Below are 13267 nucleotides of genomic sequence, written 5' to 3'. Positions count from 1 at the left end.
CTAGCCCGCTTCGGTGATCCGGAACGTCAGGGTTCGGGCCTCCGGACGCAAAGCGAAGTCCGGCCACACATCAGGGCCGCAAGCCCTGGACCCCAGTCCATGCTGGGCCGCGTCCAGGTACAGATAGCTGCCCTGGCTCTCGGGGAGCTCGTGCGGATGGGCGGCTGCGGAAATCTCCTGCGCTGTGTGCCGGGCAAGCGTAAAGCCCGGGAGGCGATCGCGGGAGTCCGGTACCGCCTGGAACTGGAGCCAGGGAGCACCATTGTTGTGCAGGTCCAGTGACCTGACCGCACTCCTGTGGCCGGATTCCTGGGGCTTGGCGTACTGCACGGACAACTCGTCGATACCCGAGAAATAGCGTCCAACCAACGCGGCGCGCATGCTGTCCGGGTACGACTCACGGGGGCCGGTTCCGAACCAGGCGGCCCCGTCCACGGAGCCAGGCAGGTCGAAGCGGATTCCCACCCGCGGCCAGATGATGTCCCACCCTGCGCCAGGAACGATCTCCACCCGTAGCCACAGCCCGCCATCGGCCAGCTGCCAGTTTTCCTCCACCGACACCCAGCGCGCGGTGTCGGCCGCGGCGTACCGGGTTCGGACAGAAACCCCGTCGTCGCTGGAGAACATGCTTTCCACCCGGCCCGTGAGCCGGTCCAGGCCCGCAGCACGCCAGATGCTCTCCATGGAAGGAGCCGGAACACCGTCGCCATTGTTGAGCCACGGATCGGCGAGGTCGTAACTGCCGCGCCCCGCACCGGCGTCGTTATCCGTGGGGGCACGCCACAACTCCAGCCGGGGACCGGAAACCGATAGCCCCGCCAGGGACACCAGGCGGCCGTGCTCAAAGACCGCCGGGCCAAGCGTCACGCTGGGAGCCACGTCCTCGGAACGCCGATGAGCCGCAGGCTGCGGCCGGGGCGGGGTGACAGGTGTCCTCGGCCCTGCCAGCGCCAACTGCGCCACGGAGATCACGTGGCCAGTCGTCGCCCAGGCTGTGTCCTTTCGGAGCACTGCCTCCACGGTCAGCCACTGTTCGCCCGTTTCTGCGATGGCCAGCCGGGGAAGTTCCATGATGGCGGTCCGACCTGCGGCCAGTGGCGCCCCGGCGGAATCGGTGGCGTCGAACTCTCCAGAAGCGCCCGGCTCGCCGTCACGCTCAAGACGCCAGCGAAGCAGGACGTCGGACGCGTCAGCCGTGTGCCGAAGGTTGGCGACCGTGATGAAGTGGCGGGCACCGGCGTCGTGCGTTTCGGTGGAGAAGCCCAAGCGGATCGGTGCCACGACCTGCTTGTACTCGAAAAGTCCCGGGCTGGGCGTGGAGTCCGAAAGCACCATGCCGTCCATGACGAAGTTGCCGTCGTGGACCACCTCGCCGAAGTCCCCGCCGTAGGCGAAGAACTCCGTGCCATCGGCGGTGGTGGTGCGGATACCGTGGTCCCGCCATTCCCAGACGAAGCCACCATGCAGCCTCGGGTACCGGTCCACAAGGTCCTCGTATTGGTCGATCGCGCCGGGGCCGTTGCCCATGGCATGGACGTATTCGCACAGGATGAAGGGCTTGGTGCGCTGCCGGGCCGATTCCGCAGCGGAGCAACCGAGCAGCAGTGAGCGCGAATCGTCGCGGCCGATCGCTTCGGTTTCGGGCACGGAGGAGTACATCCGTGAGTAGACGTCCGTGTAGGCGCCGGTGTAATCGCCTTCGTAGTGGACGGGGCGGCCGGTGTCGCGGGCATGGGCCCACGCGGACATCGCAGCCAGGTTGGCGCCGGTGCCGGACTCGTTGCCGAGGGACCACATGATGATGGAGGGGTGGTTCTTGTCCCGTTCCACGGTCCGTTCCATGCGGTCCACATACGCTTCGTGCCATGCCGGGTCATCACTCGGATTGCCCACCCAGCCGTGTCGCTCGAAACCGTGGGTCTCCAGGTCGCACTCCAGGATCACCCAGAATCCCAGCTCGTCGGCAATGTCGAGCAAACGAGGGTGGGGCGGATAGTGGCTGGTGCGGATCGCGTTGACGTTGAACCGCTTCATCAGGGCCAGGTCCTCGCGGGCGAAGTCCTCGTTGAACACCCGCCCGCGATCGGGATGTGTCTCGTGGCGGTTCACGCCGTGGAAGACCACCCGCCGGCCATTGACCAGGAACTGGTCGCCCTTGATCTCCACCGTGCGGAACCCGAGGCGCAGGGAGATGGTCTCGCCTTGGCTTGCGACGCTCGCGTTGTAGAGGCGCGGCACCTCAGCAGACCAAGGTTCGACGCCGGTGATCGCCACCGGGGCGACGTCGGCCGGGGAGTCCCAGACGACGTCGACGTCCAGTTCAGGGACCGACAGGCGAATGGGGTAGGCGGCCACCGATGCCGTGACCTCCGGGTCAATGACGCCGGCGCCGGCGGTGAAGGACGTCCGCAACCAGACGTCGTCGATACCCGTCTTCGGGCGGGCCTGCAGCGTCACGTCGCGGAAGATGCCGGGCATCCACCACTGGTCCTGGTCTTCGACGTAGCTGGACGCCGACCACTGGTGGACCCGGACGGCCAGGACGTTGGTGCCGGGTCGGAGTGCTTCCGTGACGTCAAATTCCTGGGCAAGCCTGCTGCCGGTGCCCACGCCGATTTCGGTTCCGTTGAGCCACACCTTGTAGCGGGACTCCACGCCATCGAAACGGAGGGCTGTCCTGTCCGTGAGGTTCCAGTCCCCCGGGAGTTCGAAGGTGCGACGGTAGTCGCCGGTGGGGTTCTGGTCAGGGACGTGCGGTGCTTCGGTGGGGAAGGGGAACTGGACGTTGGTGTAGATGGGGCGGCCATAGGCGCCGTCACCTTCCAGCACCCAGTGGGCTGGGACAGGGATCCGGTCCCAGCCGGAGTCGTCCAGGGACTCTTCGGCCACGCCCTCAACTGCTTCTCCGGCAGGCAGGACTCCGCGTCCCCCCGGTGTGCCGGGAGCGCCGGGCAGAAGGCGGAAGCGCCACTGGCCATTCAATGAGAGGGCGGGAGCATCCGAACGCAGCCAACTCCGCGCGGGGAGGCGGTTGCCCGTTCCGGGGCCGGTATCTGTGATGTAGCCGGTTACTGCTGGGGCGGTCATTTACTTCACGGCTCCTTCTGTCAGTCCTCCGCGCCAGAAGCGCTGCAGGACAATCATGGCGATGCTGAGGGGAATGATGGAGAGCAGCACTCCGCCTGTGGTCAGTTCATAGAATTCGGGCAAACGGTCCACTTGGCTGAGCCAGTTGTTCAAGCCGAGAGTGATGGGGTAGAGCTCGGAATCGGACAACATGACCAACGGCAGGAAGTAGTTGTTCCAGATGCCCACCAGCTGGAAAAGGAATACGGTTACCAAGGCCGGCGTCAGGACCTTGAGCCCAATCGTGTGGAAGATCCGCAACTCACCGGCACCGTCGATCCTTGCCGCTTCGATCAGTGAAGTGTCCACAGTGGCCTGCGCATATATCCGGCAGAGGAACAGCCCAAAAGGGGAGACCAGCGATGGCAGCAGGACGCTCCAATACGTGTTGGCAAAGCCCATTTGGCTGAACAGCAGGAAGAGCGGCAGGGCAGTGGCCGTTCCCGGAACGAGCACACCGCCCAGGATGGTACCGAACACCAGGTTGCGTCCTTTGAACTCGTACTTGGCCAGGGCATAACCGCCTGCCGCAGCGAAGTATGTGGCCAGGAGTGCCCCAACACCGGCGTAGATGGCCGAGTTCAGGAACCAGCGGCCGAAAATGCCTTGATCATAGCTGAGGACCCGGCCCAGGTTATCCCAAAGCGAGAACGTCGGAGCGAAGAGGAATCCGTTGGTGGAGAACAGATCGGCAGTGGATTTGGTGGAGGCCACCAGGACCCAGTAGACGGGGATCAGGAAGTAGAGCGCTACCACCAAAAGAAGGGCGGTGACGACGATGGTGGAGGACCGCCGTCGTCCGGCTGATCGATCTTGGCCTGCGGGTTGTTGGCTTCGTGCGGTGGTGGAGGGTTTGGTAGCTGTCGCGGTCATGATGACTTCCTGTTCGTGAGTGCGAGGAAGGCGAAGGAAAGGGCGAACGCAGCCACGGCGATGATGACCGACTGGGCGGCCGCAACGTTGTAGTCGTTGTAGGCAAAGGCCGTCGTGTAGGCGCTGAGGTTCGGCGTGTACTGGCTGTCGATGGCGGGGGCCACGGTCTTGAGGACCTGTGCTTCGGCGAACAACTGCAGCGTTCCGATAATGGAGAACACTGTGGTGAGCATGAGGGCGGGACGGATCAGGGGGAGCTGGATGCTCCGGGCCACCCGCCACGTCGAAGCCCCATCGACTTTTGCCGCCTCGTACAGTTCCACCGGGATGGCCTTCAGCTGCGCCACGATGATGAGCATGTTGTACCCGGTGTAGCTCCAGGTGACAATGTTGGCGATGGACCACAACACGCTGTTGGCACCCAGGAAATCGGGGGTCAGTCCTACGAGCTTGGCAGCGTCGAAGAGGGGACTGAGGCCGGGGACGTAGAGGAAGGACCACAGGATGGTGGCGATGACTCCGGGGACGCCGTAGGGCATGAAATAGGCTGCCCGGAAGAATCCCGGCCACTTGGCGGAGGCCGATTCCAACATCAGGGCAAGGACGGTGCAAAGGACGATCATGACCGGAACCTGAACGATGCCGAACAAAAGCATCCGGCCGATTGACGCTACGAAGCTGCCGTCGGCAAGGGCCTGTGCGTAGTTGCCGAACCCGGCGAATTCGCTGGTAACACCCGCCTCTCCGAAGAGTCCGCTCCGTGTCACTTTGGTGAAGCTGGACAGCAGGGCCACAACAATGGGAAGCAGGAACGTCAGGACGAAGAGTGCCAGAAAAGGTGCGAGCAGGAGCCAGGGTGCCCGTGCCGCGGCGCCTGTCCTCTTGGCGCGGCCGGCCGCCGCGACGGGACGTTGCGCGGTGGTTGCAGTGCGGGTGGTCGTCATGCCGTTTCCTTCCGGATGGTTAGGCCCTTGTTCTTGAAAACGGTGATGATCTGCTGCTCCGAGGCTGCAATGGAGTCCACCAAGGACGTACCGAAGGCCTTCTTGCGGAACCCATCACTGAGGATGTTGAAGGACTGCTGGGTCACCGGCCACCAGGACCATTCAGGGTTTTGCTGCTGTGCGGCCGGAACGAAGACCTCCTGGTTGTAGTTTTGACCCCCGAAGAACGCCGATGGCTGTTGGCGGTCCGTGCCAATGAAGCCAGGATTGGGAGACCATCCGATGCCGCTGTTGTTGATTTCGGAGTCGATTCCCTCTTTCGAGGTAGTCAGCCAGACTGCGAAGTCCACTGCTTCCTTGGGATGCTTGCTGTTGGCCAGGACCGCAGCGGTGGATCCGCCGAGGTAGCTGGAACCGAAGCCGGTGGCACCCCAAGTTGGCATAGGGGAAACGCGCCATTTTCCTTCGGAACCGGCGACGCCCTGCACCAGGGCATCACCCCAGCTTCCGGTGATGGTGGAGGCAATGCCACCTTTGCCCGCCGCGGCGAACCAGCCGGGGGAGAAGGCACCGTAGGCGGTGGTGACGAGGTCGTCGTCGATCGCTTTGTCGAAGAAGCGGGCAGTGTTGAGCGTCGCGTCGTCCGTCATGTTGATGACCCAGCCGTCTTCCTCGGGCCGGAGCCAGGCAGCGCCTGCCTGTCCGGCAAAGGAAGCGAAAGGGGAGGCATCGCTGATGGGGAAGCAGTCAAGGTAGGTGTCCACGGAACGAAGTTCGCGGGCCAGGGCAGCCCATTCCTCCCACGTTTCAGGTGGAGTTCCGCCCACTTTGTCCAGGAGGGCCGGTTGATGGAACATGGCCATCGGACCCGAGTCCTGGGGGATTCCGTAGACACCGCCCGTGTAGCTGACCTGCTTCCAGAGGGTGGGATCGTACAGGTGCTGATGGTCGTTGGCTCCGTACCGGGAGACATCCACCAGCCCGTTCACCAGCACGAACTCCGGGATCGACCGCAGTTCCACCTGAGCCAGATCCGGCCCGCCCCCGGCTGCCAGGGCTGAGTACAGCTTTTGGTAGCCGCCCGCGTTGCCGCCAGGGATCCACACCACATCCACTTGGACGTCGGGATTGGCAGCGTTCCACACGTCGGCAACCTTCTGGAAGTCCTTCAGCCACGCCCAGTAGGTGAGCCGCACGGGACCGTTGGCGGCGGGGATGGTCGGTGCAGCGTTGACGGAGTGGGTTCCCGGGGTGGCGCAGCCGGACAGCAGGCCCATGGCGGCTGTTCCCAGGCCTGCTGCCAGGAGTTGTCTTCGACTGAAACCGGTCATGAGCCTTCACCTCTTTGTGTCGGGTTGACGCTGCAGCGCACCCGGAAAGCGTGTGCGGCGCGTCGATTGTGACCACGGTAACAGAAAAATCGAGTGACTACTCGAATTTCAACGCAATGACGTTCCGCGTACACTGGCTAGCCATGACCACAAAGGATGCGGGCCGGGCAGCGAGGCGTGGCCCTTACGCCAAATCCGAGGAACGGCGCCAGACGATCCTGGATGCAGCCCACGCGGTGTTTGCCGCCCGGGGATACCGCGGGGGATCGTTGCAGGAAGTCGCTGACCGTGCGGGCATGAGCCAGACCAGCCTCCTGCACTACTTCCCGTCCAAGCGCGACCTCCTGATGTCGGTCCTGGAACGGCGTGACGAGATCACCGGCGGAGCCTTCCCTGATGACATGGAAGAGGGCTTGGCGGACTCGGTCATCCGGACGGCGCTGTACAACGAGAACATCCCCGGGGTGATCGAGCTCTACACGGTCCTGTGTGCGGAATCAGTCACGGATGAGCATCCCGGCAGGGACTACTTCACCGCACGCTTCGAGCGATTGCGGGCAAGCTATGCCCGTCGTTTCGGCGAGCTTGCAGCCGACGGCAGGCTGCGGCCCGGCGTCGATCCCGAGGAAGCAGCAACATCGCTGGTGGCTCTTTGGGACGGTCTCCAAACCCAGTGGCTCCTTGCCCCGGACCGGGTCGACGTAACCAAGGGCCTGAGTGGGTTCCTCAAGTTGGTGATCCTCCCGGACCCAACCAGGGGACAGCAAACGTCCCATTGAGCCCCCGTAGCGACGTTTGCTGTCCCCTAGTTGGGGTGGGTTAGCCGCGGAAGGCCGACAGACCTGTGATGTGCTGGCCCAGGATCAGGGTGTGGACCTCGTCGGTTCCCTCGTAGGTCCGGACCGACTCCAGGTTGTTCGCGTGCCGCAGCGGTGAGTAGTCCAGCGTGACGCCGTTGCCGCCCAGGATGGTCCGGGCCTCGCGGGCGATCTTGATGGCTTCGCGGACATTGTTGAGCTTGCCAAGCGAAATCTGCTGTGGCTGGAGGTGCCCGGCGTCCTTCAGCCGGCCCAAGTGGAGGGCCAACAGCGTGCCCTTCTGGATTTCCAGGAGCATATTGACCAGCTTCTCCTGCGTCAACTGATAGCCGGCCAGAGGGCGACTAAACTGCAGGCGTTCACCAGCGTAGGAAAGGGCGGCTTCGTACGAATCGCGGGCCGCTCCCATGGCACCCCAGACAATCCCGTATCTGGCCTCGTTCAAGCAGGAGAACGGCCCCTTAAGGCCCATGGCACCCGGGAGGATTGCCTCCGGAGCCAGCCGAACGGCGTCGAACATCACATCGCACTGAACTGAGGCACGCATGGAAAGCTTTGGCCCAATGGGCGTTGCGGTGACGCCCTGGGTACCGGCGGGGACCAGGAAGCCCCTGATTCCGTCGTCCGTCCGCGCCCACACCACCATGATGTCTGCGATCGAGGCGAGCCCGATCCAGCGCTTGGCTCCATCCAGCACCCACCCATCGCTGGTCTGCCGGGCGGTCGTGGTCATGGAGGAAGGGTCCGAGCCAGCCGTAGGTTCAGTCAAAGCGAAGCAGCCGATCAGCTCACCGGCAGCCATCCGTGGAAGCCACTCCTCCTTCTGTGCCTCCGATCCCCAACGATGGATCGCCGTCATGGCGAGCGAACCCTGCACCGAAACAAAGGTCCGGATGCCTGAATCGCCGGCCTCCAGTTCCATGGCGGCCAGGCCATATTCGACGGCGGTCCGGCCGGGGCAGCCGTAACCCTCCAGGTGCATGCCGAGCACGCCCAGCTCGCCAAGTTCCGGGGCGATCTCCCGGGGAAAGACCGCGTCCTCGTACCAGCGGGAAATATTCGGACGGATCCTTTGGGTGGTGTAATCGCGGACTTTGTCGCGGACGGCGAGTTCGTCGTCGGAAAGAAGGGAATCCAGGGCCAGGACGTCGGAGGTGTTCGTCGTTGAATCGCTCATTCCAGCATCCTAGGGGGAGTGCCGGACCCTGCGGACCAGCCGGGCCGCAGGGCCTCGGAAGGCCCTTCAGTAGTATGGGATGCGGGGGCGGCACACTTCCCCCGTGCGACTTTGCTTACTTGGGGGATTTTGGATGGCACTGCCCGACGTCGATTTACGGACCGGAACGGACGCCGCGCGGCCGCACACAACAGCCCAGGCCTCGCCGTTGCTCCTGCGCCTGCTGCCTGTGGCCGTAGTGGCTTTGCCGGTGTGGATGTTGCTCGCGGACTGGGCCAAGCAGGGCCTGGACTTCAGCGTCTACTGGTTCGGTGGGAGCATCCTGAACCAAGCAGGCTCCTCGCCGTCGGACCTCTATGGCCCCACAGTGGCATCGGCCGGAGGGCCGCACCTGCCGTTCACGTACCCACCGTTTGCCGCGCTGGTGTTCGGGTTGTTGGCCCGCCTGCCCCAATCCTTGGCGCTCAACTTGTTCAACGGCGCCGGTGTGGTGGTGGCAGCGTGGGTGGCTGTCACGATTGTCCGTTACTGGTCATCCAAACCGGACCTGCGGAGCGCACTTTCCTCGGCCAGGAGCTATTGGACAGCTGCGGCGTTGTTCCTGGCAATCCTTTTACTGGGACCGTGGCGGGAGACGTTGGCCTTCGGCCAGATCAATATTTTGCTGATGGGCCTGATGGTGGTGGATCTGCTCGGCGGCGTGTCCAAGCGCAGGAGGTTCCGGGGAAGCGGCTTCCTTGTTGGCGTTGCCGCCGGCATCAAGCTGACGCCCTTGGTGTTCGGCCTGTATTTCCTGATGCGCAAGGACTGGCGTGGGCTGGCGAATATGTCCGTGGGCTTCGTATCCACAATCCTGTTTGCGTGGTTGCTGCGCCCGTCGGAATCCCTGAAATTCTGGCTGGAAATCCTTCCCGACACCTCCCGCATCGGCGGAGCCGGCTACGTGGACAACCTCTCCATCAAGGGTGCACTGTTGCATTTCGGAGTCCCTCAGGACGCCGTGACGCTCCCTTGGATTGCATTGAGCCTGTTGACGCTGGTTTTGGCTGCCGTTCTCATCAGGGCCGCCAGCGCCCAGGGCGCCCGCGTTGTTGCCATTTCGACGACGGCACTGGCCATGCTGCTCGTCAGCCCGGTTTCCTGGTCCCACCACTGGGTCTGGATGGCCGTGGTCCTGCCGGCGTTCGCTTGGACCATCAAGGACACCCCGGCGCGTCTGAAGGCCCAACGGACGGTGATGGGGATGGTTCTTACCGTCTCCACGCTGGTGTTTTTCTTCTCCCCGAAGACCATTGGTACCGCACTCGGCGCAGCCAACCTGGACGTCCAGACGCCCGGTCTGTGGATCATGGCCTCCAGCGCCGGTGTCTTCTGCGCGGCGGCCATTCTCCTCTCCTGGTTGGCAGCCCTGCGCAGGAACTCCGTCCGCACCGAAGAAGTGCCGGACGTTCCTACCCGCCTGCGCCAGTGGGCTGCCCGCTCCTAAGCGAGGTCCTAAGCCGGGGCCGCAGGAAACGGCAACCCGGCCTACTCGCCGCGAACCACGCCGGCGTCGGCCCGTTCACCCGTGAAGTAGCCGCGGGTGGAAGGGGCGAAGCGGCACACGACAGCCAGGACCACGCCCAGGGCCAGCAGCAGCACGCCACTGACAAACGCGCCACCGATGCCGAAGATCTGCGTATCGCCGTAGGACGGATCCCACATCTGCACCGCGGAGATGAAGAACGCCGCCGTCAGGGACAAGGCTCCCAGGAACGGCAGGATGCCGCGGAACCAGAGGTTGCGGGCGGAATCCCGCAGGGTCGCACGGAAGTACCAGACACAAGAGAACCCGGTGAGCGCATAGTAGAACGCGATGAACAGGCTGATGGCACTGATGGAGTCCGAGAGCAGGTTCTCGCTGAGGAAGCTCATGGCCACGTAGTAGACCACCGCCACGGCCCCCATCACCTGGGTTGAGAACCCCGGCGTCATGAATCGCTCATGGACCTTTCCGAAGCGCGGGGGAAGAGCGCCATGGACGCCCATGGACAGGGTGCCGCGGGCCGTCGGAAGGATGGTGGTCTGGGTGGAGGAGAGGACAGAGGCCAGCACCGCCACCACAATCAGCCATCCCCACGGACCGAGAACAACATCCTTCATTGCCAGGAAGACATCATCCTGGTTGGCCTCATTACCGAGGCCGATACCATCGGTTCCGATCGTGGCGTACATCATCACCAGCAGGGCCACGGACACGTAGATTGCCACCAGCACCGAGGCGGAGATGACGGCACCACGGCCCGGGGTTTTGGCCGGGTTTTCGGTTTCTTCATTCAGCGCCAGGCAGGTGTCCCAGCCCCAGTAGATGAACAGAGCCAGCAGGGCGCCGTGGACCACTGCTCCCGGGTCGGCAAAAGCGCCCGCAGGATTGAACCACTCAAAGTCGAAGGCCTGCCCCTCGGGTGCCCCGCCTGCGATCCGGAAGATGATTGCCACGGCAAAAATGCCCAGGGAGATGTACTGGATGTACGTCAATGTCCGCTGGACGTGTTCACCTAACCTGATGCCTCGATGGTTGACGTAGGTCATGAACACGATGAACAGTACGCCCGTGGCGGTCACCAGCCATTTGTTCTCCGCCAGGGAGCCATCGCCAATCAGCAGCCAAAGGTACTTTCCAGCGATCTGGGCGAGGTTGGCCAAGACCACGATCCCAGCCAGGGCCACGCCCCAGCCGCCCAGCCAGCCCGCCCACGGCCCGAACGCTTTGCGTGCCCAGAAGAACGTGGTTCCACAGTCCGGCATGGCGCTGTTGAGCTCGCGGAACGCGTAGGCGATGAACAGGACAGGAATGAATCCCAGCACAAGAATGAGCGGCTTGTAGTTCCCGTTGACGGCAACGATGAGCCCCAGGGTCGCCGCCAGCGAATAGACCGGCGCAGTGGATGCAAGCCCCAGCATGACGGAGTCGCCGAGGTCCAGGATTCCGGCGTGGAGCCCTTTGGGAGGTACGACGGCGGTACGGTCGCCGCCCGCTGGGCCGCCACCCGGCGTCGAGGTTTCAGTGCTCATAGTGCAGCTCCATGGGAAGTAGCAGGGGGCGCGACGGGCGCGGGGGCGTCAATGGTGTTGGGGACGAAGCGGCAGAAGTAGTCCGTGATGGGGCCATCCGATTCGCGGATGCCGCAGCCGACGGATTCGCCGTCCACCACCCAGAGCCCGAGGACGGGGTGGTTTCCGTCGAAGTCGGGAAGCGGGTGGTACTGCTGGTAGCACCAGCCTTCGCGGCCGTAGCCTCCGGGCTGCGAGATATCGATGCCGGGGGCGTGGATGCGGATGTTGTCGCCTTCGCGGCCGTGCAGGGGCTTGGCCACCCATTCCTTCAGCGGTCCGGGATCGCCGAGGTAGGCGGGCAGCAGGTTCTCGTGGTTGGGGTAGAGGTGCCACAGTGCAGCCAGGAGGGCCTTGTTGGACAGCAGCATCTTCCAGGCCGGTTCCACCCAGCGGGGATTGTGTGCACGCTGCAGAAGACGGTGGCCGAAAGGCTCCTTCATCATCAATTCCCAGGGGTACAGCTTGAACATGGTGCTGATCATGAAGTTGTCCAGGTCCACGAACCGGTTCAGGTTGGGGTCCCAGCCGATGTCCGACATGTTGATGCCGATGGTGGTCCAGCCGCCCTGGCTGGCCACGTCCCGCATGTAGGCGGCCGTCATCCAGTCCTCGCCGGATTCCTCGGCTTCGGAGTGGGCGACGTGCAGGGTGCTCATTCCGGTCCGGTACTGCAGCTTTTGCCATTGCCGGATCAACGCCTCGTGGATGCCGTTCCACTGGTCCTTTTCCGGAAAGACGTCCTGCAGCCAGAACCACTGGGCCACCGAAGCTTCGATCAGACCAGTAGGGGTATCGGCGTTGTACTCCAGCATTTTGGCCGGGCCGCCGGCGCCGTCATAGATGAAGTCGAAACGGCCGTAGATGTCCATGTCCCCGGCCTGCAACGACTCTGCGGCCAGTTCCAGTGCCTGGCGCCCAATCCCGATGTCGCCCATGGCCCCGGTGGCAAGATACTTCGCCGCCTCCAGGCACATGAGGTGCATGCCTTCGGCGGTCTCCTCGAGTTTTTCCACCTCGTCCATGGAGAACTCGTAGTAGGCCGATTCGTTCCAGTATTCGATCTTCCGGCCGTCGGGCATGGTGGTGGTCGAAAAAACCAGGCCCTGCTCTTCGATCTTCTGCTTCCAGTCCGGCCGAGGCACGGAGGACAGTCGCCGCACGCCTAGCCTCCCGAGCTTCCGCCGCTTTTGGAACTGCTGCCGAAGCCACCGCGACTGACCGTGCCGCCCTTGGTGCTGTATCCCGTGGAAGTCTTGGCTCCCTGGGGGACGGTCTTCGTGGCGCTGGGATAGGAGCTGCGGTTCTGGCCGACGGCGGGCACGCTGGCGCCGCGCGAGTAGAAGTACCAGGCATAAACGCCGGAGCTCCGGCCGGCCGAACTGCTGTTGTTGCACTGGTCATCGTCCACGCGCTCGCCGGTTTCTTCGTTGAAACAGACCTGGGCGTAGTCGGCCTCTTGTTCGTTGGAGGCCACGATGGCGGTGATAGTTCCGGCCAGGAGGGCCGTCACGCCCAGCCCCACTACGATGGTGCGGCGCTGGGAACGCTTCTTTTTCTTCGCTGCGGCAGCGGCTTCACGTTCGCGTTCACGCTCAAACGGGTCAACGACGGGCAGGGGCTGTCCCGACCCAGCCTGTCCTGCCGTGTTACCAGCCGCGGGAGCTCCCACGGGTGCGCCAGTGGTCTTCTTGTTCTTGGACCGTTTGCCGCTTCCCGTGGGGCCGTCCTCGACCGGGGTGAACAACTCGGGATGGAGCTCAGGTTTGGGTACCTGCCATGGAGGTGGTTTGGGCGCGTTGTTGGCCGCGTTCAAGCCGTCGTTGTTGTCCCCACCGCTGCCATTGTTGCCGGCCGCGTCAGGGCTGTCTTTCGGGTCCATGTATATCCCCCTGGATAGACCGT

At 63.9% G+C, this 13267-nt stretch carries 10 protein-coding genes; 2 read left to right on the top strand and 8 right to left on the bottom strand.

Annotated features, from left to right (window positions below; all coding sequences use genetic code 11):
• From PQ627_RS13520 to PQ627_RS13505, 4 genes are read right to left on the bottom strand one after another with little or no spacing between them, the layout of a single operon-like run.
• Nucleotides 1-3087, bottom strand: a complete 3087-nt coding sequence (locus tag PQ627_RS13520; RefSeq protein WP_274261807.1) for a glycoside hydrolase family 2 TIM barrel-domain containing protein — start codon at nucleotides 3085-3087, stop codon at nucleotides 1-3.
• Nucleotides 3088-3999, bottom strand: a complete 912-nt coding sequence (locus tag PQ627_RS13515; protein ID WP_274261805.1) for a carbohydrate ABC transporter permease — start codon at nucleotides 3997-3999, stop codon at nucleotides 3088-3090.
• Nucleotides 3996-4943 (bottom strand): carbohydrate ABC transporter permease, encoded by a 948-nt coding sequence (locus PQ627_RS13510; RefSeq protein WP_274261804.1) that lies wholly within the window; start codon nucleotides 4941-4943, stop codon nucleotides 3996-3998. Before PQ627_RS13510 ends, PQ627_RS13515 begins: the two co-directional genes overlap by 4 nt.
• Nucleotides 4940-6274, bottom strand: a complete 1335-nt coding sequence (locus PQ627_RS13505; RefSeq protein ID WP_274261802.1) for an ABC transporter substrate-binding protein — start codon at nucleotides 6272-6274, stop codon at nucleotides 4940-4942. Before PQ627_RS13505 ends, PQ627_RS13510 begins: the two co-directional genes overlap by 4 nt.
• Before the next feature lie 143 nt (nucleotides 6275-6417).
• Between PQ627_RS13505 and PQ627_RS13500 the strand changes: the two genes are divergently transcribed.
• Nucleotides 6418-7053: a TetR/AcrR family transcriptional regulator gene (locus PQ627_RS13500; RefSeq protein ID WP_186313502.1), complete on the top strand. Its 636-nt coding sequence runs from the start codon at nucleotides 6418-6420 to the stop codon at nucleotides 7051-7053.
• A gap of 40 nt (nucleotides 7054-7093) precedes the next feature.
• On the opposite strand, the gene PQ627_RS13495 is transcribed toward PQ627_RS13500, so the two are convergent.
• Nucleotides 7094-8269 carry an acyl-CoA dehydrogenase family protein gene (locus PQ627_RS13495; protein ID WP_274261799.1) on the bottom strand — a complete coding sequence of 392 codons (1176 nt, stop codon included), beginning with the start codon at nucleotides 8267-8269 and terminating at the stop codon, nucleotides 7094-7096.
• 133 nt (nucleotides 8270-8402) lie between these two features.
• On the opposite strand from PQ627_RS13495, the gene PQ627_RS13490 reads away from it, so the two are divergent.
• A complete protein-coding gene (locus tag PQ627_RS13490; protein ID WP_274261797.1) occupies nucleotides 8403-9755 on the top strand; it encodes a glycosyltransferase 87 family protein in 1353 nt (450 codons plus the stop codon).
• 41 nt (nucleotides 9756-9796) lie between these two features.
• Here the strand turns inward: PQ627_RS13490 and PQ627_RS13485 are convergent, their stop codons facing one another.
• Genes PQ627_RS13485 through PQ627_RS13475 form a run of 3 tightly spaced genes read right to left on the bottom strand, consistent with a single transcriptional unit; the run spans nucleotide 9797 to nucleotide 13244 of the window.
• Entirely contained in the window at nucleotides 9797-11323 is a 1527-nt protein-coding gene (locus PQ627_RS13485; RefSeq protein WP_274261795.1) for an APC family permease, read from the bottom strand.
• Nucleotides 11320-12525 (bottom strand): glutathionylspermidine synthase family protein, encoded by a 1206-nt coding sequence (locus tag PQ627_RS13480; RefSeq protein ID WP_274261794.1) that lies wholly within the window; start codon nucleotides 12523-12525, stop codon nucleotides 11320-11322. The genes PQ627_RS13485 and PQ627_RS13480 overlap by 4 nt, the downstream gene beginning before the upstream one ends.
• A gap of 2 nt (nucleotides 12526-12527) precedes the next feature.
• The gene (locus PQ627_RS13475; RefSeq protein ID WP_274261792.1) at nucleotides 12528-13244 is read right to left on the bottom strand and encodes a Tat pathway signal protein; all 717 of its coding nucleotides are present in this window, start codon (nucleotides 13242-13244) and stop codon (nucleotides 12528-12530) included.
• Nucleotides 13245-13267 lie beyond the last annotated feature (23 nt).

The sequence above is a fragment of the Paenarthrobacter sp. AB444 genome (assembly GCF_028736865.1).
Taxonomy (GTDB): Bacteria; Actinomycetota; Actinomycetes; order Actinomycetales; family Micrococcaceae; genus Arthrobacter; species Arthrobacter nicotinovorans_B.
The sequence above is the reverse complement of the archived record's forward strand: the minus strand, read 5'-3'. Positions and strand labels throughout refer to the sequence as shown.

Bases quoted from the DNA above. Each gene is read 5' to 3' on its own strand.
- PQ627_RS13520 (WP_274261807.1), bottom strand. From the start codon at position 3,087: ATGACCGCCCCAGCAGTAACCGGCTACATCACAGATACCGGCCCCGGA.
- PQ627_RS13515 (WP_274261805.1), bottom strand. From the start codon at position 3,999: ATGACCGCGACAGCTACCAAACCCTCCACCACCGCACGAAGCCAACAA.
- PQ627_RS13510 (WP_274261804.1), bottom strand. From the start codon at position 4,943: ATGACGACCACCCGCACTGCAACCACCGCGCAACGTCCCGTCGCGGCG.
- PQ627_RS13505 (WP_274261802.1), bottom strand. From the start codon at position 6,274: ATGACCGGTTTCAGTCGAAGACAACTCCTGGCAGCAGGCCTGGGAACA.
- PQ627_RS13500 (WP_186313502.1), top strand. From the start codon at position 6,418: ATGACCACAAAGGATGCGGGCCGGGCAGCGAGGCGTGGCCCTTACGCC.
- PQ627_RS13495 (WP_274261799.1), bottom strand. From the start codon at position 8,269: ATGAGCGATTCAACGACGAACACCTCCGACGTCCTGGCCCTGGATTCC.
- PQ627_RS13490 (WP_274261797.1), top strand. From the start codon at position 8,403: ATGGCACTGCCCGACGTCGATTTACGGACCGGAACGGACGCCGCGCGG.
- PQ627_RS13485 (WP_274261795.1), bottom strand. From the start codon at position 11,323: ATGAGCACTGAAACCTCGACGCCGGGTGGCGGCCCAGCGGGCGGCGAC.
- PQ627_RS13475 (WP_274261792.1), bottom strand. From the start codon at position 13,244: ATGGACCCGAAAGACAGCCCTGACGCGGCCGGCAACAATGGCAGCGGT.